The organism is Massilia horti (assembly GCF_004614195.1).
Taxonomy (GTDB): domain Bacteria; phylum Pseudomonadota; class Gammaproteobacteria; order Burkholderiales; family Burkholderiaceae_D; genus Telluria; species Telluria horti.
The window spans coordinates 1-26,022 of the sequence record NZ_SPUM01000085.1; the positions used below are offsets into that span (position 1 = coordinate 1).

Below are 26,022 nucleotides of genomic sequence, written 5' to 3' on the forward strand. Positions count from 1 at the left end.
GCGCTGGCCGGCCCGCACCTGGCGCGCGCGATCGGCAGCGCCAAGCGCTGGTCCGAATGCGTGCTGGCCGGCTTCACCTGGTTCAGCGGCGACTACGCATTCGACCCGGCGACCCCTGGCGCCATGATCGGCGATGCCGCTGCGCGCCGCCGCCTGCTGGCGCTGCTCGCGCTGGTGGCGCGCGACGCCGACTCGCGCGAGCTCGAAGTGCTGCTCAAGCAGGATGCGGCGCTCTCGTTCCACCTGCTCAAACTGGTCAACTCCGCCGCGTTCGCGGTCGGCAGCACCTCGATCACCAGCTTCGGCCAGGCGATCAGCGTGCTTGGCCGCAGGCAGCTGCAGCGCTGGCTGCAACTGCTGCTGTACGCGCGCCAGCAGGCAAACGGCCTGCCCAACCTGATGCTGCCGCTGGCCGCGCTGCGCGGCGCGCAGATGGAGGCGCTGTGCAAGCGTGATGGCGGCGACCGCGACAGCCAGGAGCTGGCCTTCATGACCGGCGTGTTCTCGCTGCTCGACTGCCTGTTCGGCATCCCGATGGCGGTGCTGGTCGGCGAACTGAAGCTCCCGCCCGAAGCCGAAGCCGCGTTGCTGCGGCGCGAAGGCGCGCTGGGGCAGCGCCTGTCATTGTTTGAGTGCGCGCCGGGCGAACAGGAACTGGAGGCGGCGGGCATCTCCAGGGACGACTGGTGGCGCAGCCAGCTATACGCCTGGCACTGGGCCATCCAGGTAGGCAGGAACGTCTGACATGCGCGACGGCGATCCACGCGATTTCATCAGCTGCAGCGCGTCCGTCTGCGACGCGGTGCTGCGCCTGCGCGGCGACGAGCTGGCCGGTGCGCTCGGCGACATCGCGGGCGAACTGCTCGGCACGCGGCACGCGGCGTTCGTCGCGGCCGACAGCCATGCCGAGGTGGCGGGCGAACTGGCCGCTGCGCTGTGCGCCGGCGCGCTGTGCGAAGACGTGCGCACCGACGGCCACTACTACGGCCGCTACGTGGTCGACGGCGCTGCCTGGGGCGAAAGCGACAGGCGCCAGCTCGCGGGCCTGGCGGCGCTGACCGGCGCGCTGCTGCAGGTGCACTCGCTGGCGCAGCGCTCGACCCGCGCCTTCGTGCAGGTCGAGGCGCAGCTGGCACACCAGGCGCAGATCCTCGACCAGCTCCACGAGTCCGTCCTCACGATGGACATGATGGGCTACATCACCAGCTGGAACGGCGGCGCCGAGCGCCTGTTCGGCTACTCGGCGCTGGAAGCGATCGGCCGCCACATCCTGTTCCTGTACGCGGACGAAGAGTCCAACTTCCACGACGCGTTCGCCGAACTGGGCGGCAACATGATGGAAGTGAGGCGCAGGAAGAAGTCCGGCGAAGTGTTCTGGGCCAGCCTGTCGCTGTCGCCGCTGCGCGGCCCGGACGGCCATTCGGTCGGGCTGATCGCCTACCTGACCGACATCACCGAGCGCAAGCGCGCCGAGGAGCGGCTGCACCACTTGGCCTACTACGACGAGCTGACCGGGCTGCCCAACCGCACCTTGTTCGGGCGGCTGGTCGACCAGGGGCTGATGGGAGCGCAGCGGAACACGACAACGGCTTGCGTGCTGTTCCTGGACCTGAACCGCTTCAAGCTGATCAACGACACCCTCGGCCGGCGCGTCGGCGACGAGCTGCTGCGTCAGGTAGCGCAGCGTTTTCGCGGCGCGGTGCGCGACGAGGACGTGGTGGCGCACCTGTCGGGCGACGAGTTCGCGGTGGCCCTGTTCGACATCCGCCAGCACTTCGAGGCGACCACGGTCGCGCAGAAGCTGCAGGCTGCGCTCGAGGAGCCATTCCTGGTCGATGGCCACGAACTTCGCGTCGGCGCGAGCGTGGGCATCAGCGTGTTCCCGCAGGACGGCGCGGACGCCGAAGCGCTGCTGCGCATGGCCGACATTGCGATGGAACGCGCCAAGGAAGGCCACGACAATCCGGACCGCAGCGTCGCGTTCTACCGGCTCGACATGAACGCGGGCATGCAGGAGCGCATGCGCATCGAATCGGGCCTGCGCCACGCGCTGGGGCATGGCGAGCTGGCGCTGTACTACCAACCCAAGTTCGAGATCGGAACCGACAGGGTGGTCGGCGCCGAGGCGCTGGTGCGCTGGGTGCATCCGGAGCGGGGGCTGGTGTCGCCGGCCGAGTTCATTCCGCTGGCCGAATCGACCGGCCTGATCGTGCAGGTGGGCGAGTGGGTGCTGGAGCAGGCCTGCGCCCAGGCCGCGGTGTGGCAGGCGGCCGGATTGCCGCCGATGCGAGTCGCAGTGAACGTCTCGGCCCGCGAGTTCACCAACTCGTTGCCGGGCAGGGTGGCCGAGACTCTCAGGCGGTACGAGCTCGATCCGTCGTGGCTGGAGCTGGAGATCACCGAAGGCACGCTGATGCATGACATCGAGCGCGTGATCGGCATCATGGACCGGATCACCGAGCTTGGCGTGGCGTTGTCGCTGGACGATTTCGGGACCGGGTATTCGAGCCTGTCGTACCTGAAGCGCTTCCCGATTCAGACGCTCAAGATCGACCGCTCGTTCACCACCGGGATTCCGGACGACGCCAACGATTGCGCGATTGCCAGCGCCATCATCAGCATGGGGCGTCAGCTGAAACTGCGCGTGATCGCGGAAGGGGTCGAGACGCTCGACCAGCTCCAATTTCTGCGCAAGGCGGGTTGCGACGAGGTGCAGGGTTTCCTGTACGCGGCGCCGTTGCCGGCTTATGAGTTCGAGCGGGGGTTGCGCGAGAACTGGTTGTTGCTGGCGTAAACCCAGCTTTGCGTCTGCCATGCGGACAGTGATTTATGTATAATGCCGGTTCTTTGGAAGCGTGGCCGAGTGGTTGAAGGCAGCAGTCTTGAAAACTGCCGACGGGGGAACCCGTTCGTGAGTTCGAATCTCACCGCTTCCGCCAGTCTCAATCAAGTCAATGATTTCCCAGTAAGTCTTTGAATATCAAAGGGTTATCGCGTGGTAGGTGTGCCAAATAGGTCTGCCAAAACGAGTCAACCCGACATGCCCGAGCACTTCTATCGGCCGGACCACGGCCGCACCCTGAACTGGTACGTCCGTCTTGTCCCTCCCACTGCGTTGAAGGGGCACCCGGACGTCAAAGAATTCCGCAAATCGACAGGCACGGCCGGCCTTCGCCGTGCTAAAGCCATCGGTGCGCAGCTCATCGCGGAAAAGCGTGCGGAATGGGGAAAGCTGCTCGCGTCGGCAAAGCCACCACGGCTGCTCCTCAGGTGCTGACGATGGAGCAGGTGGAGCGCATCTGCGCGCGCCGGCTCTACCACTGGATGCATTTTGACGACCTGGGACGCTGATCGCGCGCCAGACTCTACTGGCTCAACCCTTGCCAGCCCCAAGAGCATAAGGAGGAAGGACATGGCAGAGCCAATCGCCGAACTTGAAGTCGTCGTTTCCCGCATCAACGTTGAGGCCGAGGTGGTCGGCGAGAAGGAACGCCGGTTGTTCAAGGCCGGGACGGCGGGAACCGTCGTGCTAGCACATGCTGTAGAGGACAGCGAGCCTGTCTATGAAGTCGAGTTCCTTTTGACAGAGGGAAGAGGAGCACTCGCGACGCTTCGTGCCTCGGATGTACGAAAAGCGTCTCCTGACTATCACCGTGCATGCCCGTGCTGCGGGTGCAGAACGCTCGGTGACCTCTGTCCCGGTTCATGGGAGGTATGCCCTGTGTGCTTTTGGGAGGATGACCCGGTTCAGTGGGAAGACCCTTCCGCAGCGGGGGGAGCCAATCGGGTAAGTCTTGCTGAGGCGAGGAAGAATTTCGTGGCATTCGGTGCGTGCGACCGGAGTGCGCTGGCGCATGTACGGCCACCTACCCCGGCAGAGCAAGCGAGCGGTGATGTGTAAGGTGATTCGACAGTGTGGCTTGCCGCGATAAACGATCTGAACGCCACACCAAGTCCGTCTAAGTCCGCTTTGGATCGGAAGCGGGCGGAGCGGCGAGGGTGCGTCGAGAGGTCGTGTTGGGGGGATGGGTCGACTGCCGTCATTCGGCAGCGACCGACATCGAACATGAGCAGTCGAACGGACTCACAACTTTTTAGCATTTTCTATGCTGATTAATTTCGAATTGACTCCCCTCAAACACGTAATGCCTTGGGGAGAGCCTAACAATCTCAGCCTGTCGTGGTTTGGCCTAACGGATGGTCAATATTGGATTAGTGTCGGCGAGACGTCGCTATTCGAATATAGCGAGCACGCGCGAAGTGCTGGAGCAGGGAGATATTGCGAATACCAAGTCGTTCGCCTTCTCGAAGATATCCTCGACATGCTCCCGTCCATCATGGAGCCAATTCCACCAACATTAGTCCGATATCTTTCAGGTGATTCCGGGAAGGCTTGGCAAGCTAAGCTTTCGTCATGGGCCAGTGAGCAGTATGACGCGATTGATGAAGACGAATACTGGCGGCTAGCTGATCTTGCTGGTTCGCTGTCCTATAACCGGTTCCTTGATTCGGCCTACTTGTCGCCGTCAGCGACTATCTTAATTTGGTCTGATGAAAAGGATGTGCACATCGAATGGGACAATAGCGAAAAATTCATTGATGAAAAGGTTGCATGGACTGCCCGGAAGGGGCATTTCCACATGCCGCGCGAAGTATTCATCAGGGAAGTTGAGTCATTTCATTTCAGGCTAATTGAGCAGATGACATCTCGCGTTAGTCAGGTGGTTGCAGGGGCGCTTCCTCCCGATATTCGCATTGATTTTAAGGGGCTGCTGTCTGAGCATGAGCAGCGAAGGAATGCGTTTAGCCTGGCCCTTAGGAATACCATCAGCACCTCGTGGGGTGAAGTCGAGCAAGCAATTTTGGCGATTTCCGAAGCCGCCGCCTGACCCCGGGAAGTCGAGTGGATCAGCTGCCGCCAAGCGGAAGTTGACATTAGTCAGAGGAGGCAGCCGAATGACGTTCGAGTTTTTTTGCAGCGGATGTGGCCAGGTGCATCGAGGCATGCCGGCACTCGACGCGGCCGCCCCGTTGAGCTACTACGCGGTGCCGAAGGACGAGCGCGAAGCGCGCTGCCAGCTTGATTCGGATGCCTGCATTATCGACGGGTCTCAATACTTCGTCCGTGGCTGTCTCGAAATCCCGGTTCACGGCGAGCCCGAACCGTTTTCCTGGGGCGTTTGGGTATCGCTTAGCGAGCAGAGCTTCCGACAATGGGTTACGTGTTACGAGTCCGAGAAGCGGTCGCATGTCGGCCCTTTCTTCGGTTGGCTGAATGCTGCACTCAAGCCGTATCCGGACACGGCGAGCCTGAAGACCCATGTCCATCTCAGGGATGACTTCATCCGCCCCTTTATCGAGTTAGAGCCAACCGACCACCCGCTGGCCGTCGAACAACGCGAGGGAATATCCGTCGAGCGGGTGGCACAACTATATGCGACCATGATGCACGACGTGGACGGAGACAGAGGTTAACATTGCCAGTGAGTGCGCTCATAAGCTGAGGCAAGCGTCCTCACATGTCTCACATCGCGATTTTTCTCAATTAATGGGAACTTTTCAGGGGTGCCGGCGGAAGAGACCATGGTGGCCCGGTTCCGACTGAATGAATGCCAGGCCTATAATTCGCCCTATCGCTCACAGTATTTCCAGAAATCGTCTTTACGAAGTGATCAAGCGCGTGATTCTTTCCGCCGCAGTGACCCAATCGGGGTCGCTCAATGAATAATGCCTCACCATGAATCGAATAACCTCCAATACCTCCCCCGTACTTACATCCAGTGGCCCTGGCTTTACGCGCAAAGCATTGCCGGCACTTTTGTTGAGCTGTTTTGCCGCCCAGCCGTTGTTCGCACAGACCGCCGCGCCTTCCGTATCCGCTCCGTCCCAGGCCACCGCGCCTGCCCGCGCCGGTGCGCCGGCGCCCGCCACCCCTTCCATAAGCAAGACCGGTGACGCAGCCAAGGCCGCCGACGCAAGCAAGGGTGCGACCACTGGTCAGCCGGATTCCCAGGCCGGCGCAACGGATGAAATGGCGACAGTCGAGGTGGTAGCTTCCCGCCCGACCAACAAGGTGGATCGCGACGTCTACGATCTGAAGAACGACATTAGCCTCTCCAACGCTTCGGCCGCGGACGTGCTGAACAACGTGCCATCGGTGACGGTCGACCAGGACGGCAGCGTCGCGCTGCGTGGCAACCAGAACGTTCAGATCATGGTCAACGGCAAGCGCGACGCGCAGTTCCAGGGACAAAACCGTGGCGATGCGCTCAATTCCTTCCCGGCCGAGAATATCGAATCGATCGAGGTCATCAACGTTCCGGGCGCGGAGTTCGGTAATGAGGGCGGCAGTGGTCCTATCATCAACCTGGTCCTCAAACGCAATCGCAAGCCGGGCTCGCGCGCCAGCCTGAGCGCCAACAAGGCCACCGCAGATCGTTACAACGCATTCGCAAACGGCGAGTATGCGGCAGGGCCGTATTCGATCAGTGGCAATATCGGCGTGCGCAAGAATGTGCGTACCAACCGTCGTGATACGGAGCGTGAAGACCTCGATCCGCAAAACGGCGATGTGATTGGCGGTTCGCATACGCAGGGCGACGGCCGTTCGCCGTCCCAGGCAGTGACGCTGGCATCGACTTTGACTTACAACGTCGGGGAGCGCGACCAGGCCGGTGCCACGGTCAGCTATTCCAAAATGCAGAACGAGAGCGATAACGTCAGCTCGACCCTTCGTTTCGGTCGCGGTATGGTGCCCACTGCCGATTTCAACAGCTATTCCAAAAGCCGCTCGCCGGCCGAAAACTTCGGCCTTGGCGCGTCCTACCTCCATCGTAGCGGGGAACCGGGCGAGGAATTGAAGTTCGACGCACGTTACACAGGACAGAAAAACAATTCCGATTCAGACGTCATCTACGACTACCGCCTGCTGCCGACTCGCGTGACAGCGAACAATCACCGCGCAACGGACAGGGATAACCGTATTCTCGACCTGACCACCGATTATCAGCGCGTGGTGTGGGAAACCTGGCTGTTGAAGGCCGGCGCCAAGTTAGCGGATAGTAGGAACAGTAATGCCACCGATTATCGCGCGGTCAACCCGGTGACCGGCGCCTACGAGCCTGTCCCTAGCCGCATCAGCGATTTCGAGACGAATGACCGCAACGTCGCAATCTACGGCATCCTGAGCACCAAGCTGCTTGACGACCTGCAGCTGCAGGCCGGCATGCGTGGCGAGTACACGGAAATGGACGTGCGCCAGCCGCTGCTCAATCAGGAATACAAGTATCACTACATGAACTGGCTGCCGAGCTTGTACGCCACCTACGGGTTCGGCGACACAGCCCAGCTGCAGCTGCGCGCGAGCCGGCGCATTGCGCGCCCGAACGAACGGGACCTCAATCCGAACCTTGTGTACCTGAGCGATTTCAGAGCAAGCCAGGGCAATGCGAACCTGGAGCCGGTGAATAACGATTTGTACGAACTGGCATACCGCGACCGCTTCTTTGGCGTGGATTCCAGCTTCACCCTGTTCAAGCGGCGCGAGTCGCCGCTGATCGGCTATCGCAGCTATCCGCTGGTTTCGGACCCGAACGTGCTGGTCACGTCGCCAATCAACTTTGGTGCCAACGATTCAACCGGGGTGGACCTGAACTTCAACGTGCGCAAGCTGTTCCTGCAGGGACTTTCGGCCAATCTCGGTGCCACAATCGGAAACGAGAAACGGGCGCGCGTGTTCAACCTGAGTAACAATCTGATAGTCGAGCAGTCGAATCGCAGGGAAAACGCCAAGCTGCGCCTGGCGTATCAGTTCGACGCTGAGTCGTTGCAGGTGAATGTCAGACACAACGGCGCAACATTGAATGGCCAGGGAATTAACAAGGCGTTCACCTTGACCGACTTCACCTGGCAGCACCGCATGTCTCCCCGTATGTCGCTGAACCTGAACGTGAACAATGTGTTCGGGACGGGTAATACCGGGAGCTTCACCGAAAATGAAGTGCTGCGCGTGCACAACCTGGCATACAACCAGCCGCGCATCTTCTCGTTTGGCCTGCGTTACCAGTGGGGTGGCGTGTCGGGCGACGAGCGCATTCGCAACGGTGGAATGCGCAAGGGTGAAAAGATTTTCCGGGATGGCAAAGACGGGGAGAGTGGCGGCTTCCGTATCCGCGACAAAGGTGGCGATGGCGGCAACGGCGGCGGCTTTGATCGCGGCGGCGGGGGGCACGGCTTCTAAGCTGCCGCGTACCAACGCGCTCGTCAAGAACGCCAGGCCACAGCGCCTGGCGTCAGACCTGCTACGTCATGCGGGGCCGTTTGGAGTTTGGGTCGAGCCGGCCACGGTGGAGGTTGCTTCGTGCACGGTACGCCGCAGCTCGGTCGCCATGCCGCGTGCCCGGTTCGCAAGGTCCCGGGACCGGGCATCGGCCCGTTTGCGCGCGGTGCGGGCGGCACTGTAGGCCTTGTCCCTGATGAGCGCACGGCGGCGATTGCCCTGCTCAGGGTCGAGCAGGTACATTGCCAACATGCCAATTGCAACTCCCCCAAGCATGTACATGTAGGATGACGGCCTGCTCGTGTAGTAGTGGTTCATGGCGCTCTCCTGTCCTCGCGTTCACCGGTTTGACATGGCGGGTCCCCAGTCGTTTCGCGGGAATGACAGCGCGGGCGCCTGCGTCTGGTTGTCGTTGACTGGTGTCAAGACGGCGATCGGACCGGAATGGGAGCATACACCTTGGTGTCAGGCAAACAGCCGGGGTGAAAAATGGATGAGCTTCTGCGCTATTTCGAAGAAGAGTTGGGTCTCTTCGGCCAGTACGCACGGGAGTTTCGCAACCGGTTTCCCAAGCCCGCGAGCGACCTGCATATTTCGGGCGAGACCTACGAAGACCCGAGCGTGGCGCGCCTGATCCAGTCGGTTGCCTTCATGAGCGCGCGGATCAGGAAACGGCTCGACGACGACTATCCGAAATTTACCGAATCGCTGCTGGAAAGCCTGTATCCGCATTACCTGCGTCCGCTGCCGTCGCACACGATCGTTCAGATCGGCAATCGCGGACCGAGCGAACTGTTGCCCGAGGTTAGGCTGCTGCCGCGCGGCACGCTGGTGCGTTCGTCGGGCGAGCAGGGCGCGATCTGTTTCTTTCGCACGGTCTACGACCTGACGCTGGCGCCGATCGTGCTGTCCAAGGCCGAGTTTTCCTCGCTCATCAATGCGCCGCGCGCGGCCGGGCTGCCGCGCGGCGTCACCTCCAGCGTCAGCATCGTGATCGAGCGCGGCGGCGACAAGGTCGACCTGGGCGATGGCGTGCTCGACAGGCTGCGCCTTTTCGTCGATGGCGAGCCGTCGCTGCGCGCGGCGCTCATCGACGCGCTGTTCATGAAGACCAGGGCGGCTTTCCTGCAGGTGAACCGTGACCCGGCGTGGCTCCCTTTGGCAAAGGTGCCGCTGCGCCTGGCCGGCTTTGGCGATGAGGACGAGATGGTGCCGTTTCCATCGCGCGCGCATCCGGCGTTCCGGCTGCTGACGGAGTATTTCACCTATCCCGAAAAATTCAATTTCATCGACATCGACCTTTCCGAGATCGTTCGGATGCTGCCATCGCAGTGCACCCGCTTTACGCTGCACCTGGCGCTGGCGGACGTGCCGAGCGACTCGGGCGAAGCGCGCCTGTTGTCGGCCTTGTCGCACAAGAATCTGCTGCTGGGCTGTACGCCTATCATCAATCTGTTCGACAAGGCGGGGGAGCCGCTGCAGCTTGCGCATACCAGCGCCGAGTACATCCTGTGCGCCGATTCGGCCCATGCATCGTCCTACGAAATCCACAGCGTCAACCAGGTGCGGCTGGTGCATGGCGGGCACCCGCCGGTGACGACCGAGTTCGGTCCCCTGTATTCGGTGGATTTCGAGCGCCAGACCGCGCTCGCCAAACGCAATTACTGGATCACGCGCCGCGACGAAACCACCGCCGCGGTCAGCCCCGGGCACGAGATGCGCATCGCACTGATCGATTCCGACTTCAAGCCGAGCCAGGCGGCCGGCGCCACGCTGTCGGTCGAGCTCACTTGCACCAACCGCGACCTGCCGTGCCAGATGCGCTACGGCCTGCCGGAAGGCGATATGCACACCGACGGCATCCCCAGTTCGTCCCCGGTGCGCGTGTTGCGGCGGCCGTCGCACTCCTACCGGTTCGACGCGCGCCAGGGTGCGCACTGGCGCCTGATCGCGCACCTGGCGCTCAACCACGCGCGGCTGACCGATGCCGGCCTGCTCGACTTCCAGAAGATGCTGTCGCTGTACGACTTGCCGCGTTCGGCGATTTCGCAGCGCCTGATCAAGGGCATCGTGGGACTGACGCACGGCACGGTGCGGGCCTGGATCAAGACCGAGCCGATGTCGACCCTGATGCCCGGCATCGGCATTCGCATGACGGTGGACGAGCAGGCGTTCGTGGGCAGCGGCATTTATGTGTTCGCCCAGGTGATGGAGCGCTATTTCGCGATGAACTCGCAGCTGAACTGCTTTACGCAGTTGCAAATCGTGTCGCAGCAGACCGGAGAGGAGATCCTGACATGCCCGCCACGCACAGCCGAACAGACACGAGCGTAATTCAGCGGCTGCTGGACGAGCCGCAGCGCTTCGAGTTTTTCCAGGCGGTGCGGCTGGTGGTGCAGTGGCTGGGGGAACATGGAATACCGCCGGACAAGGCGCTGGCCGAGTACCTGCGTTTCCAGAACAGCCTGTCGCTCGGTTTTCCTGCCAGCCAGATTGAAGCACTGCAGGCGGTGGCCGGCCGTCCGCTTGGCGACCACCCGTCGATGAGCCGGGCCATGCAGGAACAGCAGGGCTTGCAGGTCCGCATCACCCCGACCTTCATGGGCTTCCTGGGCACGCACGGCGCATTGCCGCCGCACTTCACGGAACGCATCATCGCATGGCAGTCGTCCGAGCAGGACGAGGCGCCGCGCGCTTTCCTGGACATGCTCTCGAACCGGATGCTGGCGCTGTTCTACGAAGCCTGGCGCAAGCATCGGGTCGAGCAGTGCATCGAGCAGGGCGCGGATGGCTTTTTGCCTTTGCTGCTGGCGCTGGTGGGGTTCCAGCGCGGCGAACGCTTGAACAATGCCGATGGCGTGTGCGACGAAGCCATCGCCCGGTTTGCCGGGCTGCTGCAGCAGCGGCCGATGTCGGCAATCGCGCTCGGGCGGGTGTTGTCGGGCTATCTGGGCGTTCCGGTGCGCGTGCAGGAAGCGATCGGCCACTGGAATCCGATGGCGGCGCACGAGCAGAGCGCGCTGGGCATGGCCAACGCCACGCTGGGCGACGATACGATGATCGGCGAGAACGCGTGGCGGCCCGACCTGCGTGTGCGCTTGTCGCTCGGTCCATTATGGATCGACGAGTTCGACAGGTTCCTGCCACATGCGCCGGGTGCGATGGCGATCAAAAAAATGCTGAGCCTGTTCGGCGAGCAGACCTTGACGTATGAGGTGGAACTGGTGCTGCGCAAGAGCCAGGCGCAGCCGGTACGCCTGGCGGGGGGCAACGCGGCCTGCTCCCGGCTGGGTCTGGACAGCTTTCTGCTCACCGGGCCGGCCACGGTCGACCGCCGCGACATGCGCTACGATATCCGTCCGATGGAAGCCTTGCCGCCGATCGGCAAGGGCAAGCGTGTCAAGACTTGAAACGGGCAGGGGTTGGTGCAATATCATCGCCAAGATTTTCTTTTGAGAGTGCACCGATGAGCCCCCAAGATTCGCAACTTCTCCAGGATTTCCTGAACCAGCTCGTGCAAGCCCGTGGCGTTCCCAAGGACCCCGAGGCGGACGCGATGATCAGCAGGGCGGCCGCCCAGCAGCCGGACGCGACCTACCTGCTGGTGCAACGGGCGCTGCTGCAACAGCAGGCACTGAACAATGCCAAGGCCGAAATTGCGTCCCTGCAGAACCAGTTGCGCGCTTCGCCGCAGTCGACGTCAGCCTTCCTCGATCCGAATGCGTGGGGAAACAGCGGCACTGTGCGCCCGGCAATGGGCGCACAGCCCGGGCAGGGGGCGCCAACGCCATACCAGCCAGGGCAGCAGCCGACGCCGATGGCACAGCCCGCCAGCGGCGGATTTTTACGCGGCGGCATGGGCGGTACGCTGGGCAATATCGCATCCACAGCGGCCGGGGTGGCGGCGGGGGCGTTCCTGTTCCAAGGGATCGAACACCTGCTCGGCAATCACGCCGGCAACGGCTTTCTCGGCAACCAGAATGCGTTTTCCTCGCTGACGGCGCCGCTGGATAGCATCACCACCAACAACTATTTCGGCAGCGGCGATGCGTCGGACAAGCTGGCCGACAATCTCGGCACGGACACCTCCTTTTCCGACACCGATTCCTCGATCGCGGAGGACACGGACAGCGGCCTGTTCGACAACCTGGACTCGGACGACGACTTGTTTACCTGAAAGGGCGATCACATCTGCCGGAACAGGTGCGTGTAGAGCAGGCTCACGCGCAGCTTTTCGGGACGGTTTTTCAGGCTCAGGGTGAGCTTGCCGAAATCGTCGCGCGTGGCCCGGTCCACGCAGGACAGGTTCACGATCGTGCCGCGGTGGATCTGGCAGAACTGGTCCGTGTCGAGCTGCGGCAACAGCTCCTTCAAACTCAGGCGGATCAGCGCTTCGCCTTCCTGCGTGACGACGCTCACGTACTTGTCGACTGCCTGGAAGTACACCACGTCCCGCACCGGGATCAGGCGAACCTGGTTGCCGACCGCGGCGCGGATGATAGACAGGCGCGGCTGGGGCGCCTCGGCAGGCAGCATCGCGCCGATTTGCGCCAGCAGCGCCGGCAGCTCGCTGTTCGCGCCATCGTTCGCCAGCCGCTGGCGCAGCCGTTCGACGGTCTTGCCGAGCCGGGCGTCGTTGACCGGCTTGAGCACGTAATCGGCCGCCGCCTGCTCGAACGCGTCGATTGCGTAATCGTCGTACGCGGTCACGAACACCACTTGCGGCAATGGCTTGCTTGCATTCCAGCGCTCGGCCACTTCGTCCGCCGCTTCCAGGCCGGTCTGGCCTGGCATCTTGATGTCCAGGAACAGAATGTCAGGGCGCAGCTCCAGCGCCTGCTCCACCGCGTCCAGCCCGTTCGGGCAGATCGCCACGATGGCCAGTTCGGGCCAAAGCCGCTGCAGCGATTTGGCGAGGGTGGCGGCGAGAATAGGTTCGTCTTCGGCGATGAGGGCGCGTATGGTCATGACTGCTCCAGTGGCAGGGTGAGTCGGGCAATGGTGCCGCGGGGGATGGCGGTTTCGAGCTCGAGCCGGGCGCGCTCGCCAAACAGGCCTTGCAAGCGATCGCGGGTGTTGGCGACGCCGACGCGGGTGCCGGCGGTGCGCGGCGCATCCGATAGACCGCAACCGGTATCGCAGACCGAGAGGTCGAGCATGTCGCCGCTGACCCTGGCGCTGATAGTGATCTCGCCGCCCGCGACCGTGGGCTCCAGGCCGTGGATGATGGCGTTTTCCACCAGCGGCTGCAGCAGCATCGGCGGCAGCGGCAGGCGGCGCAACGCGTCGGGCAACTCGAGACGGTAGCGCAGGCGTTCGCCCATGCGCATGCACATCAAACCGAGGTAGGCGTCGATGAGTTCGAACTCCTGCGCGAGCGTGGTATGCGGTGCGCGCGACGAGGTGAGGGTGGCGCGCAGGTACTGGATGAACTGGTCGAGGATGTGGCTGGCGCGCTCCGGGTCGATCGCGATCAAGCCTTGCAGGTTGGCCAGCGTATTGAACAGCATGTGCGGCTCGATCTGAGCCTGCAGCAGTTGCAATTGTGCTTGCACAGCCTGGCGTTCGACGATCTCGGCCCGGGCCCTTTCCTTTGCGACCTCGGCCTCGATGCGCGCCATGCGTTCGCGGTTAATGAACAGCATCACCGCGCCAGTGGCAGCCAGCAAGGTGAACAACATCATGTTGGCTTCGGCCGGAGCAAAGATGGATCTGAGCGGCGGAATCGGATGGCCCAGCAAACTCGCGGCGATGACGATTCCGCCAAAGTTGGCAATCGGCGCGGACACCAGCAACACCGCCACCAACAAAACCCATTTCATTTTCCGGTTGCCCGGCCGGTGGAAGATCAACAGCCGCGCGGTATCGATCAGGAGCAAGGCTAGCATGCCGATGCACACCGAGTAGACGATGTTCAGGTACGCCCTGTGCATGTTGCCGGTCACGAGGGCAATAACGACGCCGCACAATGCGCTGAACACGAAGCCAAGCGGCGCGTCCTTTACCAGGCGGCGGACAAGAAATGTGAATGATGGGGCAACAGGCTGCATTGGATGGTTATGGTGCGATCTTGAACACCCGGCAGATTTTGCCCAATGACCTATGCGGCGGCAAGCGACAAGCGACGAAAGGGGCATAAACGGCGATGAAATAGACGCCAGCGTCGATGGCGCAGTTATTCGGGCTCGGCGTGAACGTCGCGATACGCCAGCATGGCCGGCAGCCGTTCCTCTTTTTCCGGGTCAAACCCGCAGGTGTGGTGCCATTCTTTCGGGTTTTCGTACGTCCCGAACATCATGTCCCACCAGGTGATGTCGCCGTAATTGTTCTTGTGCCGGCCGTACTGGTGGTGGATTCGATGCATTTCGGGACGCTGGAATACGTAGCCGACCCAGTGCGGCGTCTTTACATTGGTGTGATAGAAGAACCCCCCGACGGCGGTTCACAAGGTATAAATCGCGGCCGCTTCCTTTGACAGCCCCAGCAGCGTATAGACGAGCAAGCTGCCAATGATGGAATTGACCACCACCAAGCGTCGCGGCAGCGGCTTGCTGCTGACGATGCGGGAGTGGGAGCCGGCCGAATTCACCCGCTTGCGGCGATAAGCGACTTCATCCGCCTTCTGTCGCATGTTCGTGGTGCCGCAACCGGCGGTCATGCGGATTGCCGTCTTTGCGTCAGATTAAGCTGACAAAAAAACGAGCGGTTCTGTGATACGAAATGTGGGATTTTGTACAGATGAATCTGCCCAGGAAGAGGATAAGGTAGGCGTATAGGGGAATACGCCATGAAGAGGTCAATTATCGCTTTCGCCGTGCTGGGAGGAAGCTCGGCTGTGGCCTGCGCACAAAACGATCCCGCGGCTGAACGCGGGGCAGGGGCCGGTGTAACTCAGCAAATCATGTGTTTGGGCGACGTCAGGTATTCGATTGCCTGCGCGCCTGCTGTGTGGCCGGAGACCGGCGGCCCTCGCTCGTCCATTATTTTTCGCGCTGAGCCAATCCAGCGGATGGAGGACAATTTCCCCGGCAGCGGTGGCACGCCGATGTTCGGAGGCGGAGGCCGCGTGATGGCCCGCGATTCGTTCGGCAATGACCGTCTCGACACATCAGCAGCAAACCGGGCCTGGGGCATGTCGATCGGCGCCGGGTTCGGGCCGCTCTCGATTCGCGCCGCGCACCAGAACCGGCACGTGGCGCGGGTCCGACTGTATGACGCGGCGGGCAATAACATGGAGGCGATGAATTCGCTTGTTGCCGCCAACCTCAATCTTGGCTGGGCAACAGTGTATGCGGCGTACAGCGTGAATCGCGGCTGGGGCAGTACGCCACTGTTTAATCCGGAAAATCCTTACGGCGCCGGCGCCAGCACCATCCCGTCCACCAACAGCCGCGACGTGTTGGTCGGCATGGCCGTGCCGCTCAGTCATTCGACCACCTTCCTGGCTTCCGTCATGCACAAGAATGACCGCGGACTCATGCACCGCGACGCCAATATGCTTGCGATCGGCGCCTCCTATGTTGTTTCGCGGCACACCGATTTCTATGCGTCCTGGTCGCACATGCGCAACACGTCCGGCCCCGGCTATTCGCTGGGTATCTCAAGTGGGACCGGCGCGACTAATTCGGCGCTCAACATCGGCATGCGCCATTCGTTCTGATGCGCGAGATGTTGTGTCAAAAGGCACAGGCTAAGTGTGGCCTCACGCACGCCGTAGGGTGCGCACCAGTGCGCACGCGGTACGGTTGAATGCCGTTGGCTTCGGTACGCACACGTACCGCGTGCGCACAGGTGCGCACCCTACGCGAGCAACAGCCCCGAACCGGCCCCACGTCCCAACAGCTAGGGCAATGGCGGTGTCGCGGTCGATTGCTCATCGCGCTCGTCTTGGGTAAGCAGCTACTCAACCTTTGGGCCGCGTCGATCCACAGCCTCGCCTGCCATCCCGGTTCCACACTTAGCGGTGACGACACAACCTCTCAAGGTGCCTTGCTGCGCTGCGCCGCAATGTTGCGAAATTGGGTAGCCTGTCGCCTTGCATTCACGATTCGTCTTTGGAGGCATCATGACAGGCACCAGTACGCTTGATCCGGATAATTTTCCGGAACGACCTGACCGCAGTCTGGGCAAGGGACATGGGGTGGATTCGCTCGGGCCGAGCGATATTTCGGACACCGGTAGCGACGTCATGGGCGGCCACGGCTTCGCGGACAATCTCGATGACGACCAGAAGATTGAGCTCGATACCGGCACCACGTCGGACGAGGAAACGAGCCATGCCGGGGAGACCGCAGGCCCCGATATCGGCGACGCGAATGTCGACAGCGATAGCGACTATGGCGGCACCGGTGAGCGCGCGAGCGCCGGCCGCGACACCATCGCCAAGGACGGTGCCGACATCGACACCGACCACGTGGAAGTCATCCCCGACGTTCCGCTGAGCGAGGATGACACCGACTTTTTATCGAGCAAACCGCCGGGTCAGCCCCCAGGCCGCGAATAGGGCGCCACCGCCAAGCAGCGCAGCCGTCAGCGACTTGCCGCGCCGGGCCGCAGTGGTATATGGGCTGTGCTCGACCACATCGGCCGACACGCTGCCGCGCTCGCGCAATTCGGTGGACGGGTCGGGCGCGTGCAGCGCGTCGCGCCGGCCGGGAGGGCTCTCGATGTTTGATTGCTGCTGCCGGAACATGGTCGCGTTCATGAAGCGGTCAACGAGCCCAGGTGCGGCCTTGGCCGCAGCCGCGATGGCCTTCGCATGGCCACCCACGTAGAGGTCGCGCACTGGATGCCGGGCCGCATACAGGATGGTCTCGGCTACCAGTTCCGGCGCATACACGGGTGGCGGCAGCGTCGGCTCCTTTTCCAGGTAGTTCTTGGCGTGGGTCGGGAACATCGTGTCGATCGACGACGGCTTGATCAGCGTGACGGAAATGGGGGCCTTGTCCTTTTCCAGTTCCATCCGCAGCGCATCGGTGAAACCCTTGACCGCATGCTTGGATGCCGAGTACATCCCCTGCAGCGGCGCCGCCCGTTCCGACAGTTCGCTGCCCAGGTTGATGATCGCGCCGCCGCCGCGCGTCTTCATGCGCCTGACGGCCTCCAGCGAGCCGTACACGACGCCCCAAAAATTGGTCTGGAACAGCCGCTCCTGGTCTTCCAGCGCCACATCCTCGAGCTTGCCATAGATCGAGATGCCGGCATTGTTGACCCAGGTGTCGATGCGGCCGAAGCGCTCCATCGCGGCCTGGCCGATGCGCTCGATGTCGGCCTGGCTGCCGACATCGGCGGCGACGGTGGCCACCCGGGTGCCGTGCGTGCGCAGTTCGCTGGCGAGCTGGTCGAGCGCGTCGCTGCTGCGCGCGGCCAGCACCAGCCGGGCTCCCTGGTCGGCCGCCATGCGCGCGGTGGTCAACCCGATGCCACTGGTCGCGCCGGTGATGACCATGACCTGTTCGCCGATGTTCCTGAGTTTGACTGACATGATCTTCTCCTCCTCGCGAATCGATCGCAGGAAGGACTGTCCGGGCGGCGAATGGTTCATGCCCGTGCAGGCGAGGTAACTACTTGATGACCAGCCCAATCGCGGCCATCATGCCACCCGGTTCATTCTTTTTGGCCACGTCGGCCCGGCTGCCGGAATGCTGTCGTGCGCGGTCGGGCCGCGCCCGCTGATAGCATCCTTCTCACAGGCGGCCTGAAGCAGGAGCCGTGGATGCCAGGACGGGACAGCGGTGGTGAATGGGTGGTTAGCGGGCGGTTAGTGCGCCTTGGACAGGATCAGCAGCCAGCGGCGCAGCAGCAGCACCTCGACGTGGCCCGGCTCGACGCCAGTGTCGCATTCGATGATGGGGTTGACCGGGTAGAAACGTTTGCGAAAATCTCGTGTTACCAGCAACTCGCGGCGGCCAAGGCGAAGCATGAACGGGATCGGTGCGTATTCGAGGCCGAAAGTGCTGTTCAGAACGGTCATGACGGTTTCCTTTTTCGAATTGTGTTGGTCAAGTGACACCAGAATAGCACAAATACTGTACAAATCCACAGTTACTGTATAAACCCCCAGTAAATTTTCATGGTTGTGGTTTTTTTACCAATTGACCCCATATTGCCCCCATGTTGAGAACGATTTTGCCCCGCCTGCACCGTTTTGCCGCCGCGCGCGTGGCGCCCGATGGCGTATTCGGCCTGCACCTGACGGCGGGTGTGTTGGTGCTGCTGGCGGCCGCTTTCGTGTTTGCGCGCATTGCAGAGGGTGTGGTGACCGGGGCCGCGATCACCGTGCTCGACGCCCAGCTTGCCCAGTGGTTCCATGCGCACGCCACGCCGGCACTCACGCGGGTGATGCTGTTTGTTACGCACTGGCACAGCGTGGCGGGCATACTGGCGATGGTGGTGCTGCTGGCGGCGTGGCTGTGGCAACGGCGCGAGCGGTACTGGGTGCTGGCGCTGGTGGCGGCGGTGCCGGGCGGGCAACTGCTGAACGTGCTGATGAAAACGGCATTCCAGCGCCCGCGGCCGCAGTTCGACGATCCCTTCTTGACCTTGCCGACCTACAGCTTCCCCAGCGGTCATACGGTGGCCGCCACGCTGCTGTACGGATTCCTGGCCTGTTATGTGTTCCGCCATGTGCGCGACTGGCGCTGGCGCTGCGCGGCGCTGGTGCTGGCCTGCCTGCTGGTGGCGCTGGTCGCCTTGTCGCGCATGTACCTGGGCGTGCACTACCTCTCGGACGTGCTCGCCGCAGTCTGCGAGGGCTGCGCATGGCTTGCGATCTGCCTCGCCGCGACGACCAGCCTGCAGCGGCGTAATGCGGCCAGGTCGGCGGGGAGGGGTGCCTGAAGATGGTTGCCGTGATCATCAACGGCCGGGCAGGCAACGGCCATGACGATGCGGCGCTTGACGCTGTGCAGGCGCAGTTTCACGCGGCCGGACTGGAGGCCGCGATCACGCTGGCGCAAGACGGCGCGCAGATGATCGAGGCCGCGCGCACCGCGCTCGACGACGGCGCAGCGCTGGTGGTGGCGGGCGGCGGCGACGGCACGGTCAACGCGGTGGCGTCGGTCATGGCCGGCAGCGGCGTCGCGTTCGGGGTCTTGCCGCTTGGCACCCTGAACCATTTCGCGAAAGACCTGGGCATCCCGCTCGCGCTGGAGCAGGCGGTGCGGGTGCTGGCCGATGGCCGCCCGACAGAGGTCGACGTGGGCGAGGTCAACGGCCGCATTTTCCTGAACAATTCGGGGCTTGGCCTATACCCGGACATCGTGCACCAACGCGAAAAGCAGCAGCGGCTGGGCCGCGGCAAGTGGCCGGCGGTGCTGTGGGCGACATTGGCGGCGCTGTGGCGCTATCCTTTCCTGTCAATCCGGTTGGCGGTCGACGGCCAGCGGCTGGCGCGCCGCACTCCGTTTGTGTTCATCGGCAACAACGAGTACACGATGCAGGGCGTCTCGATCGGTATGCGCGATCGCCTCGATGCCGGCAAGCTGAGCCTGTACGTGGCGCAACGCCCGGGAAGATTGGGGCTGCTGCGCTTCGCGTATCGGGCGCTGCGCGGCACGCTGGCGCAGGAGCGCGACTTTGACATGCTGTTGACCGAAGAAATGGAAATCGCGTCCCGCCGGCGTCGCCTGCTGGTCGCGACCGATGGCGAAGTGTCCTTGATGGAGATGCCGTTGCGCTACCGGATCCGGCCCGGCGCGCTGACGGTCATCGTACCAACGGAAGGAAATTGAATGCGAACCCTTGTCCAATTGTCCGATCTGCATTTTGGCCGCGTCGACCCGGAGTTGCTGGCGCCCTTGCGCACACTGGTGCACACGCTGGCGCCCGACGTGGTGGTGGTTTCCGGCGACCTGACCCAGCGCGCCAGGAGCGAGCAGTTCGAGGCCGCGCGGGCCTGGCTCGACAGCTTGCCGCGCCCACAGGTGATCGTGCCAGGCAACCACGACATTCCACTGTACGACGTGGTCCGGCGCTTCGTGCTGCCGCTCGAGCGCTACAAGCGCTACATCACGGATGACCTGGAGCCCACTTATGTGGACGATGAGATCGCGGTGCTGGGCGTGAACACGGCGCGTTCGCTCACGTTCAAGGACGGGCGGGTCAACCAGGGGCAGATGGCTCGCCTGCGCGCGCGCCTGACCGAGCTGGATCCAGCGCTGACGCGGGTGATCGTGACGCACCACCCGTTCGACCTGCCCCAGGACTACGACAAAGGCGACCTGGTCGAGCGCGCACCGATGGCGATGCAGGTGTTCGCGCAGTGCGGGGTCGATGTGCTGCTGGCCGGGCACCTGCACACCAGTCTCGCGGGCAATACGGCCGCACGCTACCAGATCAGCGAGTACGCGGCGCTGGTGGTGCAGGCTGGCACGGCGACGTCGACGCGCGGGCGGGGCGAAGTCAATTCGTTCAACGTGCTGCGCATCGAGCCCGAGCGGGTGGAGGTGGACCGCTATGGCTGGGACGTGGTGGAAAAAGTGTTCAGGCCGACGGCGACTGACACGTTCTTTCGCACCGGGAACGTGTGGGCGCCGCATACGGATGGCATGCTGGCGGCGGGGATCTAGTGTGGGTTTCGTAGGCTCCCGCCCACGCCCCGCTCACCCTAATAGGCGCACATCGTAGGGTGCGCACCTGTGCGCACGCGGTACGTTTGAATGCCGTTGGCTCGTGCATGCACACGTACCGCGTGCGCACGGGTGCGCACCCTACGGTCCTCGCCGCGGATGGCATGGTGGCGGCAGCCATTTAGGGCTACATCCAGTACGTTTGAATGCCGTTGACTCGTGCATGCACACGTACCGCGTGCGCACGGGTGCGCACCCTACGTGTCGTGCAGGAGGATGCGGCGCTTACATCCAGTACTGCCCCAGCTTCGCCGCCCATTCCTTGATGCGGTCCGTCAGCGGCCGCTTGCGCCACGCTTCCAGCGTCACTTCCTGCGAGTTGCGCAGGTCTTCGTTGAACGCGCTTTCCATGTCGCGTCCGAAGGCCGGATCGAGCACCATCACATTCAGTTCGTAGTTGTGCATGAAGCTGCGGTAGTCGATATTGGCCGAACCGATGGTCGACCAGGCGCCGTCGATGACTGCGGTCTTGGCGTGCAGCACCGCAACCTGCAGCTGGTAGATGCGCACCTTTGCGGCCAGCAACTGGTCGTAGAATCCGCGGCCGGCATGGAACACGAGCGTGTGGTCGGACACGCCCGGCAGCACCAGGCGCACATCCACGCCGCGTGTGGCGGCCGCGCACAACGCGTCGATGGTTTGCTGGTCGGGCACGAAATAGGCCGAGGTGATGTGGATCGATTGCTTCGCTTCGTTGATCGCCACCAGCAGCGACTTGTAGATCTCGGAATCGCGGTCGGGCGAGGTCGCCAGCACGCGCACGAACTTGTCGCCGGCGTTCGCCAGGCGCGGGAAATAATCGGCGCGCGGCAGTTCGCCGGCTTCCTGATGGATCCAGTTGTTGATGAAGGCCCACTGGAGCGTGGCCACCGCCGGGCCTTCGATCTTGATGTGGGTGTCGCGCCAGCCGACCTCTTGTCCATTGGCCTGCTCGGGCTTGCGCCGAGGCGAACGGAACAGCGAGCTGTTGGCATAGGCGGCGCTGATGTTGATGCCGCCGGTGAAGGCGGTCTTGCCGTCGACGACCATCAGCTTGCGGTGGTCGCGGTTGTTCAATTCCCAGCGGCCCTTGCGCGCCGCGGGATTGACCGGGTTGAAGGCCAGCAGGTTGACGCCCGCCGCCTTCATGCGCTCAAAGAACGCCTGCGGCGTGTTCAGGGTGCCGACCGCGTCGTACATCACATTGACCAGCACGCCTTGCTGGCGCTTTTCGATCAGCAGGTCGGCGAACTGGGTGCCGACCGGGTCCTGGTCGAAGATGTAGGTTTCGAGATTGATCGTGCTAATGGCGGCGCGCGCGGCGTCCATCATTTCGCGCATCGTGGCCGGGCCGTCGAACAGCAGCGTCACCTTGTTGCCGGCGATGAGCGGCACCCCGGTCGCCTGTTCCTCCAACAGGGCCAGGGGCTTGAGTTCGGCGGTGGCGGCCGCCCAACGCCGTTCGGCCAGTTGGGCCGCCTTTTGCGGCGGCAGCTTGCCGTTGGCGGTGGCGATGGTCGGCGCGTGGGTGTTCGGCGGCGGCAGGTTGTTCACGCCAGGCAGCGTCTTGCACGAGGCTGCCATGCAGCCGAACGCCAGCGCGGCAAGCCACGGGCGCAGCCGGCTCATTTGGTTCCTCTTTCGGGCGCGGCCGCAGGCTCCTTGGCGGGCACGGCCTTGGAGCCGATGAAAAAGTCGAGCGGTGCGCTGGCAAAGCTGCGTCCCATGGCTCGCAGCAGGCGCACCCCATGCCGAAAGCGGATGTGGCGCGCCCGCAGTGCCACCCACAACGCCAGGCCAAAGCTCACGAGCAAGTTGACGGCGCCGATCAGGACGATGCCGACCAGGGTGGTGGCGACCATGTCCCAGCTCACCTGGTAGTTCAGCCCCACCAGGGCGATGGCGAAGTTGGCTGCGGAGAAGGTGACGTGGCGGATATCGAGCGGCAGGCCGAGCAGGAAGCCGACGGTGCCGGTCACGCCCATCAGGATGCCGAAGTACAGGTTGCCCATCAGGCCGCCGAGGTTGTTCTCGATGTAGACCGAGAGCCGCTGCAGGCGCGCTTGCCCCAGTACGCGGCGCAGGCCGCGCAGCTGGCGCACGCGCTGCCCGACGCGGGTGTAGAGCGCCTTGTTGTCGTAGTAGCCCGATACCAGTCCCGAGACGAACAGCCACACGCCGGCGATCGCGGCGTGGAACAGCGCCGGCGAGTGCAGCGGGTCGCTCTCATGAATCATGTGCAGGGCCTTGGCCGGGTTCACCAGGTGGTGGCCGGTGATGTACGGATAGGCGAAGGCGATCAGGAAGGCCACCGGGATCACGGTGGCCAGGTTGCCCAGCACCGCCACGATCTGGGTGCGCAATACCTTGTTGACCAGCTCGGCCATGCGGTCGATGTCGACCCCGCGTCCGGCGGTGCGGTGCAGGCCGGCGGCGATGCGCTGGGCCGTCATGGCCGGTTGCTTGGTGGCGATGGTCCAGTGCAGCAGGTGCACCAGGATGAAGCCGGCCGAATAGTTCAGGCTGAACAGGAAGGCCTCGACCAGCGGCGCGGTCTTCAGGTAGGCCAGCAGGATCTTGATCATCGCCATGAAGCCGACCACCAGGCCGGCGCCGGCGGAGGACGTGAACATCTTGCGCAGCTGGCTGCGGTTTTCGGCGATGTAGTGTTCCCCGGTGCGGCTGGCGTTTTCGGTGACGTTGCGCGCCAACAGGTCGATGTTGTCGCGGAACAGGCCACGCACCTGGTACTTGGTGTTGCTCCCCTCGATCAGCTCCTGGGCCAGTGCGATCGCGGCGGCGCGGTGCGGCGAGGCTGGCGGCTCGGAGGGCGGGGTGGCGTCGTTTGCCACCGCCTCCAGGTCGAGCGTGGGCGCGCTCGGCAGCTGGCCGCCGATGTCGACCAGGAACAGCAGCTTGCGCAGGCGGTCGATGCTTTGCGTGAGGGCGACCAGCAGGTAGGTCAGCGCCACGCTGGTGCCGGTGGACAGCGCGCCCTTGCGGATCTTGGCCACCACCTCCTCGCACTGGTCGAGCATCACCAGTACGTGCTTGGCGTCCTCCATCTGTTCAAGCAGGCCGTCGAGGTAGCGGCCGTATTCGTCCAGGTATTTGTTAATCTCGATGTTCTGGACCAAAAACGGCGAATCGAAGTCCTCGATCTCGCTGTAGCTGTGCACCAGGAGCGGCTCCAGTCCCAGCGCGCACACGCGGCAGGACAGGGTGCGGATCGCGTCCAGGAGGCCCATCAAGGTGGTGAAGCGCATGTGGTTCGGCGCGGCGCCCGGCGGCGGCTCGGCGCCGGCGACCACGTCGAACAGTTCCAGCCAGTCGGCGTTGGGCACCGCGCGGATCCACTGGAAGTCGGTGTCGCGGTACAGCACCTGGTTCAGCACTTGGGAGAGGTAGCGGTCGTCGTACGCGGGCGGCAGGAAGCGGTAGCTGATGCGCCGCTTGAGCTCGGTAAAGAAGCCGTCGTTGGACAGGATGCCGATGTCGCTGTACAGGCTGGTGTGGCGCCGCGTTTCGAGCAGCGTCACCATGTAGCAGCGCAGCGCCCATGCCTGCGCCTGGTTGCCCTTGAGGAGCTGGCACAGCGTGCGCACGGCCTGGCGAGCCTTGTCATGGCGCCAATGCGGATGCGGACGCAGACATTCCACCAGATCGACCAGCAGGTCGATGCGGTCGCTGTGCGGGTCGATGCGTTCAAGAACAGCGAGCATGGCAAGGGCGGGGAGTGGATAAGTAAAGTGTACGCGTGGGCACGGGTGGGGTTGGTTCGTTAGCGAACATAGCTCTTCATTGCGGGACAGAGTTAAGCGGCGCAGCGGCGGTCCTCCGTCCTCGGGTCAGTTTTGTTGCCCCGCAGTATAACCAACATCGGGTACACTGATTGCTTGCAACAACGGGGAGAAAGCATGTACCTGACGTATTACAACGGGCAGTGGAACGAAGGGAATGTTCCACTGTATGGCGCGATGGACCACAGCGTCTGGCTGGGTTCGTCGGTGTTCGACGGCGCGCGCGCCCTGCGCGGCCACCTGCCCGATTTGCGCGCGCACCTGGAACGCGTGGTGCGCTCGGCCGAGGTGCTGGGCCTGGCCTGCCCGCTGTCGGTCGAGGCGATGGAAGCGCTGGTGCGCGAGGGCGTCGCCAAGTTTCCGGCGCACGCCGAGCTGTATATCCGCCCGCTGGTGTTCGCCACCGAGGGCTTCCTGATCCCGGCGGCGGAACAAAGCGGCTTTGCGCTCACGCTGTTCGACGCGCCGCTGCCGCCGTTTGCCGGGTTCTCGGCTTGCCTGTCCAACCTGCGCCGGCCGGATCCATCAATGGCGCCGACCGATGCCAAGGCGTCCGCGCTGTACGCGAATTCGACCCGCGCGATGCGCGAAGCCAAGGAGCGCGGCTACGACCAGGCGGTGATGCTCGATGCGGCCGGGAACGTGGCCGAGTTCGCCTCGTCGAACCTGTTCCTGGTGACCCGGGAGGGGAAGGTGGTGACGCCGGCGGCGAACGGCACTTTCCTGTCTGGGATTACCCGTGCGCGGGTCATCGCGCTCTTGGGAGAGGCGGGGGTGACGGTCGAGGAGCGCAGCGTGCTGCCGGAAGAACTGGAGACGGCGCGCGAGATTTTCAGTACCGGCAACTACGGCAAGGTGACGCCGTGCACGCGTTTCGAGTCGCGCACGCTGGAGGCGGGGCTGCTCGCGCGTCAGGCGCGCGAGCTGTACATGGCGTTTGTGGAAGGCTGCTGAGCAGGCAGTAGGGCGGCAGGCGACGGAATAGCTTCACGCAGCCGCTGCGAAGGCGTAGGGTGTGCACCTGTGCGCACGCGGTACGTATGCGTACCGGAGCCAACGGCATTCAACCGTACCGCGTGCGCACGGGTGCGCACCCTACGAACTGCCGTTACTTGCCCTTCGATTCAAGCGGCTTGATGTTGCCGCAGTACGTATGCGTACCGGAGCCAACGGCATTCAACCGTACCGCGTGCGCACGGGTGCGCACCCTACGAACTGCCGTTACTTGCCCTTCGATTCAAGCGGCTTGATGTTGCCGCAGTACGTATGCGTACCGGAGCTAACGGCATTCAACCGTACCGCGTGCGCACGGGTGCGCACCCTACGAACTGCCGTT

Annotated in this window: 24 protein-coding genes, 1 tRNA gene and 1 pseudogene; 17 read left to right on the forward strand and 9 right to left on the reverse strand. The window is 63.5% G+C overall.

Annotation, left to right across the window (positions count from 1 at the left end; genetic code table 11):
- From E4O92_RS12980 to E4O92_RS13010, 8 genes are all read left to right on the forward strand, one after another.
- The coding region (locus E4O92_RS12980) for an HDOD domain-containing protein (RefSeq protein WP_135190199.1) at positions 1-744 on the forward strand (744 nt) is incomplete at its 5' end.
- Between the two features lies 1 nt (position 745).
- On the forward strand, positions 746-2,794 hold the full coding sequence (locus E4O92_RS12985; protein WP_135190200.1) for a putative bifunctional diguanylate cyclase/phosphodiesterase: 2,049 nt from the start codon (positions 746-748) through the stop codon (positions 2,792-2,794).
- 55 nt (positions 2,795-2,849) lie between these two features.
- Positions 2,850-2,939 (forward strand) — tRNA-Ser (locus tag E4O92_RS12990).
- Positions 2,940-3,222: 283 nt separating this feature from the next.
- Positions 3,223-3,351, forward strand: a complete 129-nt coding sequence (locus tag E4O92_RS25345) for a hypothetical protein (protein ID WP_267873790.1) — start codon at positions 3,223-3,225, stop codon at positions 3,349-3,351.
- A gap of 61 nt (positions 3,352-3,412) precedes the next feature.
- Positions 3,413-3,901, forward strand: coding sequence for a CPCC family cysteine-rich protein (locus tag E4O92_RS12995; protein ID WP_135190201.1), 489 nt, complete (start codon positions 3,413-3,415; stop codon positions 3,899-3,901).
- A gap of 205 nt (positions 3,902-4,106) precedes the next feature.
- Entirely contained in the window at positions 4,107-4,889 is a 783-nt protein-coding gene (locus tag E4O92_RS13000; protein ID WP_135190202.1) for a DUF5984 family protein, read from the forward strand.
- Positions 4,890-4,956: 67 nt separating this feature from the next.
- The gene (locus E4O92_RS13005; protein WP_135190203.1) at positions 4,957-5,475 is read left to right on the forward strand and encodes a DUF2199 domain-containing protein; all 519 of its coding nucleotides are present in this window, start codon (positions 4,957-4,959) and stop codon (positions 5,473-5,475) included.
- A 262-nt stretch (positions 5,476-5,737) separates the two neighbouring features.
- A complete protein-coding gene (locus E4O92_RS13010) occupies positions 5,738-8,239 on the forward strand; it encodes an outer membrane beta-barrel family protein (protein WP_135190204.1) in 2,502 nt (833 codons plus the stop codon).
- 66 nt (positions 8,240-8,305) lie between these two features.
- Here E4O92_RS13010 and E4O92_RS13015 read toward each other — a convergent pair whose 3' ends face one another.
- A complete protein-coding gene (locus E4O92_RS13015) occupies positions 8,306-8,596 on the reverse strand; it encodes a YtxH domain-containing protein (protein ID WP_135190205.1) in 291 nt (96 codons plus the stop codon).
- 171 nt (positions 8,597-8,767) lie between these two features.
- Between E4O92_RS13015 and tssF the strand changes: the two genes are divergently transcribed.
- Genes tssF through E4O92_RS13030 form a run of 3 tightly spaced genes read left to right on the forward strand, consistent with a single transcriptional unit; the run spans position 8,768 to position 12,455 of the window.
- Positions 8,768-10,612, forward strand: coding sequence for a type VI secretion system baseplate subunit TssF (tssF, locus tag E4O92_RS13020; RefSeq protein WP_229483330.1), 1,845 nt, complete (start codon positions 8,768-8,770; stop codon positions 10,610-10,612).
- A complete protein-coding gene (gene tssG / locus E4O92_RS13025) occupies positions 10,576-11,688 on the forward strand; it encodes a type VI secretion system baseplate subunit TssG (RefSeq protein WP_135190206.1) in 1,113 nt (370 codons plus the stop codon). Before tssF ends, tssG begins: the two co-directional genes overlap by 37 nt.
- 56 nt (positions 11,689-11,744) lie before the next feature.
- A complete protein-coding gene (locus E4O92_RS13030; protein WP_135190207.1) occupies positions 11,745-12,455 on the forward strand; it encodes a DUF2076 domain-containing protein in 711 nt (236 codons plus the stop codon).
- 8 nt (positions 12,456-12,463) lie between these two features.
- Here the strand turns inward: E4O92_RS13030 and E4O92_RS13035 are convergent, their stop codons facing one another.
- From E4O92_RS13035 to E4O92_RS25185, 4 genes and pseudogenes are all read right to left on the reverse strand, one after another.
- The gene (locus tag E4O92_RS13035) at positions 12,464-13,246 is read right to left on the reverse strand and encodes a LytR/AlgR family response regulator transcription factor (protein WP_135190208.1); all 783 of its coding nucleotides are present in this window, start codon (positions 13,244-13,246) and stop codon (positions 12,464-12,466) included.
- Positions 13,243-14,328: a sensor histidine kinase gene (locus E4O92_RS13040; protein ID WP_167759780.1), complete on the reverse strand. Its 1,086-nt coding sequence runs from the start codon at positions 14,326-14,328 to the stop codon at positions 13,243-13,245. The genes E4O92_RS13035 and E4O92_RS13040 overlap by 4 nt, the downstream gene beginning before the upstream one ends.
- A gap of 125 nt (positions 14,329-14,453) precedes the next feature.
- Positions 14,454-14,702: pseudogene (locus E4O92_RS25180) on the reverse strand (sterol desaturase family protein); the annotation flags it as partial.
- Positions 14,703-14,720: 18 nt separating this feature from the next.
- Complete coding sequence (locus E4O92_RS25185; RefSeq protein ID WP_229483332.1) at positions 14,721-14,936, reverse strand: hypothetical protein; 216 nt, start codon at positions 14,934-14,936, stop codon at positions 14,721-14,723.
- A 129-nt stretch (positions 14,937-15,065) separates the two neighbouring features.
- On the opposite strand from E4O92_RS25185, the gene E4O92_RS13050 reads away from it, so the two are divergent.
- Both E4O92_RS13050 and E4O92_RS13055 read left to right on the forward strand, forming a co-directional pair.
- Positions 15,066-15,938, forward strand: a complete 873-nt coding sequence (locus E4O92_RS13050; protein ID WP_135190210.1) for a porin — start codon at positions 15,066-15,068, stop codon at positions 15,936-15,938.
- A gap of 405 nt (positions 15,939-16,343) precedes the next feature.
- Positions 16,344-16,781, forward strand: coding sequence for a hypothetical protein (locus E4O92_RS13055; protein WP_135190211.1), 438 nt, complete (start codon positions 16,344-16,346; stop codon positions 16,779-16,781).
- Here the strand turns inward: E4O92_RS13055 and E4O92_RS13060 are convergent.
- On the reverse strand, positions 16,740-17,762 hold the full coding sequence (locus E4O92_RS13060; protein WP_135190212.1) for an SDR family oxidoreductase: 1,023 nt from the start codon (positions 17,760-17,762) through the stop codon (positions 16,740-16,742). The two genes, E4O92_RS13055 and E4O92_RS13060, sit on opposite strands and share 42 nt — an antisense overlap.
- A 276-nt stretch (positions 17,763-18,038) precedes the next feature.
- A complete protein-coding gene (locus E4O92_RS13065; RefSeq protein WP_135190213.1) occupies positions 18,039-18,251 on the reverse strand; it encodes a hypothetical protein in 213 nt (70 codons plus the stop codon).
- A 140-nt stretch (positions 18,252-18,391) separates the two neighbouring features.
- Here E4O92_RS13065 and E4O92_RS13070 point away from each other — a divergent pair, with 140 nt between their 5' ends.
- The 3 genes from E4O92_RS13070 to E4O92_RS13080 are packed head-to-tail and all read left to right on the forward strand — an operon-like array spanning position 18,392 to position 20,847.
- Positions 18,392-19,117 carry a phosphatase PAP2 family protein gene (locus E4O92_RS13070; RefSeq protein ID WP_135190214.1) on the forward strand — a complete coding sequence of 242 codons (726 nt, stop codon included), beginning with the start codon at positions 18,392-18,394 and terminating at the stop codon, positions 19,115-19,117.
- A gap of 2 nt (positions 19,118-19,119) precedes the next feature.
- The gene (locus E4O92_RS13075) at positions 19,120-20,010 is read left to right on the forward strand and encodes a diacylglycerol/lipid kinase family protein (protein WP_135190215.1); all 891 of its coding nucleotides are present in this window, start codon (positions 19,120-19,122) and stop codon (positions 20,008-20,010) included.
- A complete protein-coding gene (locus E4O92_RS13080) occupies positions 20,011-20,847 on the forward strand; it encodes a metallophosphoesterase family protein (RefSeq protein WP_135190216.1) in 837 nt (278 codons plus the stop codon). It abuts the gene before it with no gap.
- A gap of 285 nt (positions 20,848-21,132) precedes the next feature.
- On the opposite strand, the gene cls is transcribed toward E4O92_RS13080, so the two are convergent.
- Together cls and E4O92_RS13090 are read right to left on the reverse strand one after the other, a co-directional pair.
- Positions 21,133-22,515 (reverse strand): cardiolipin synthase, encoded by a 1,383-nt coding sequence (gene cls, locus E4O92_RS13085; RefSeq protein WP_135190217.1) that lies wholly within the window; start codon positions 22,513-22,515, stop codon positions 21,133-21,135.
- Positions 22,512-24,608, reverse strand: coding sequence for a site-specific recombinase (locus tag E4O92_RS13090; protein ID WP_135190218.1), 2,097 nt, complete (start codon positions 24,606-24,608; stop codon positions 22,512-22,514). Before E4O92_RS13090 ends, cls begins: the two co-directional genes overlap by 4 nt.
- A 195-nt stretch (positions 24,609-24,803) precedes the next feature.
- On the opposite strand from E4O92_RS13090, the gene E4O92_RS13095 reads away from it, so the two are divergent.
- On the forward strand, positions 24,804-25,640 hold the full coding sequence (locus E4O92_RS13095) for a branched-chain amino acid aminotransferase (RefSeq protein ID WP_135190219.1): 837 nt from the start codon (positions 24,804-24,806) through the stop codon (positions 25,638-25,640).
- The last annotated feature ends 382 nt before the right edge of the window (positions 25,641-26,022 follow it).

What these genes read in the sequence shown, in the direction of transcription:
- E4O92_RS13035 (WP_135190208.1), bottom strand. Translation starts at nt 13,246, where the DNA reads ATGACCATACGCGCCCTCATCGCCGAAGACGAACCTATTCTCGCCGCC.
- E4O92_RS12995 (WP_135190201.1), top strand. Translation starts at nt 3,413, where the DNA reads ATGGCAGAGCCAATCGCCGAACTTGAAGTCGTCGTTTCCCGCATCAAC.
- E4O92_RS13055 (WP_135190211.1), top strand. Translation starts at nt 16,344, where the DNA reads ATGACAGGCACCAGTACGCTTGATCCGGATAATTTTCCGGAACGACCT.
- E4O92_RS13050 (WP_135190210.1), top strand. Translation starts at nt 15,066, where the DNA reads ATGAAGAGGTCAATTATCGCTTTCGCCGTGCTGGGAGGAAGCTCGGCT.
- E4O92_RS13010 (WP_135190204.1), top strand. Translation starts at nt 5,738, where the DNA reads ATGAATCGAATAACCTCCAATACCTCCCCCGTACTTACATCCAGTGGC.
- cls (WP_135190217.1), bottom strand. Translation starts at nt 22,515, where the DNA reads ATGAGCCGGCTGCGCCCGTGGCTTGCCGCGCTGGCGTTCGGCTGCATG.
- E4O92_RS25185 (WP_229483332.1), bottom strand. Translation starts at nt 14,936, where the DNA reads ATGACCGCCGGTTGCGGCACCACGAACATGCGACAGAAGGCGGATGAA.
- E4O92_RS13090 (WP_135190218.1), bottom strand. Translation starts at nt 24,608, where the DNA reads ATGCTCGCTGTTCTTGAACGCATCGACCCGCACAGCGACCGCATCGAC.
- E4O92_RS13095 (WP_135190219.1), top strand. Translation starts at nt 24,804, where the DNA reads ATGTACCTGACGTATTACAACGGGCAGTGGAACGAAGGGAATGTTCCA.
- E4O92_RS13080 (WP_135190216.1), top strand. Translation starts at nt 20,011, where the DNA reads ATGCGAACCCTTGTCCAATTGTCCGATCTGCATTTTGGCCGCGTCGAC.
- E4O92_RS13015 (WP_135190205.1), bottom strand. Translation starts at nt 8,596, where the DNA reads ATGAACCACTACTACACGAGCAGGCCGTCATCCTACATGTACATGCTT.
- E4O92_RS13000 (WP_135190202.1), top strand. Translation starts at nt 4,107, where the DNA reads ATGCTGATTAATTTCGAATTGACTCCCCTCAAACACGTAATGCCTTGG.
- E4O92_RS25345 (WP_267873790.1), top strand. Translation starts at nt 3,223, where the DNA reads ATGGGGAAAGCTGCTCGCGTCGGCAAAGCCACCACGGCTGCTCCTCAG.
- E4O92_RS13005 (WP_135190203.1), top strand. Translation starts at nt 4,957, where the DNA reads ATGACGTTCGAGTTTTTTTGCAGCGGATGTGGCCAGGTGCATCGAGGC.
- E4O92_RS13065 (WP_135190213.1), bottom strand. Translation starts at nt 18,251, where the DNA reads ATGACCGTTCTGAACAGCACTTTCGGCCTCGAATACGCACCGATCCCG.
- tssG (WP_135190206.1), top strand. Translation starts at nt 10,576, where the DNA reads ATGCCCGCCACGCACAGCCGAACAGACACGAGCGTAATTCAGCGGCTG.
- E4O92_RS13030 (WP_135190207.1), top strand. Translation starts at nt 11,745, where the DNA reads ATGAGCCCCCAAGATTCGCAACTTCTCCAGGATTTCCTGAACCAGCTC.
- E4O92_RS12985 (WP_135190200.1), top strand. Translation starts at nt 746, where the DNA reads ATGCGCGACGGCGATCCACGCGATTTCATCAGCTGCAGCGCGTCCGTC.
- E4O92_RS13060 (WP_135190212.1), bottom strand. Translation starts at nt 17,762, where the DNA reads ATGTCAGTCAAACTCAGGAACATCGGCGAACAGGTCATGGTCATCACC.
- E4O92_RS13070 (WP_135190214.1), top strand. Translation starts at nt 18,392, where the DNA reads ATGTTGAGAACGATTTTGCCCCGCCTGCACCGTTTTGCCGCCGCGCGC.
- E4O92_RS13040 (WP_167759780.1), bottom strand. Translation starts at nt 14,328, where the DNA reads ATGCAGCCTGTTGCCCCATCATTCACATTTCTTGTCCGCCGCCTGGTA.
- tssF (WP_229483330.1), top strand. Translation starts at nt 8,768, where the DNA reads ATGGATGAGCTTCTGCGCTATTTCGAAGAAGAGTTGGGTCTCTTCGGC.
- E4O92_RS13075 (WP_135190215.1), top strand. Translation starts at nt 19,120, where the DNA reads ATGGTTGCCGTGATCATCAACGGCCGGGCAGGCAACGGCCATGACGAT.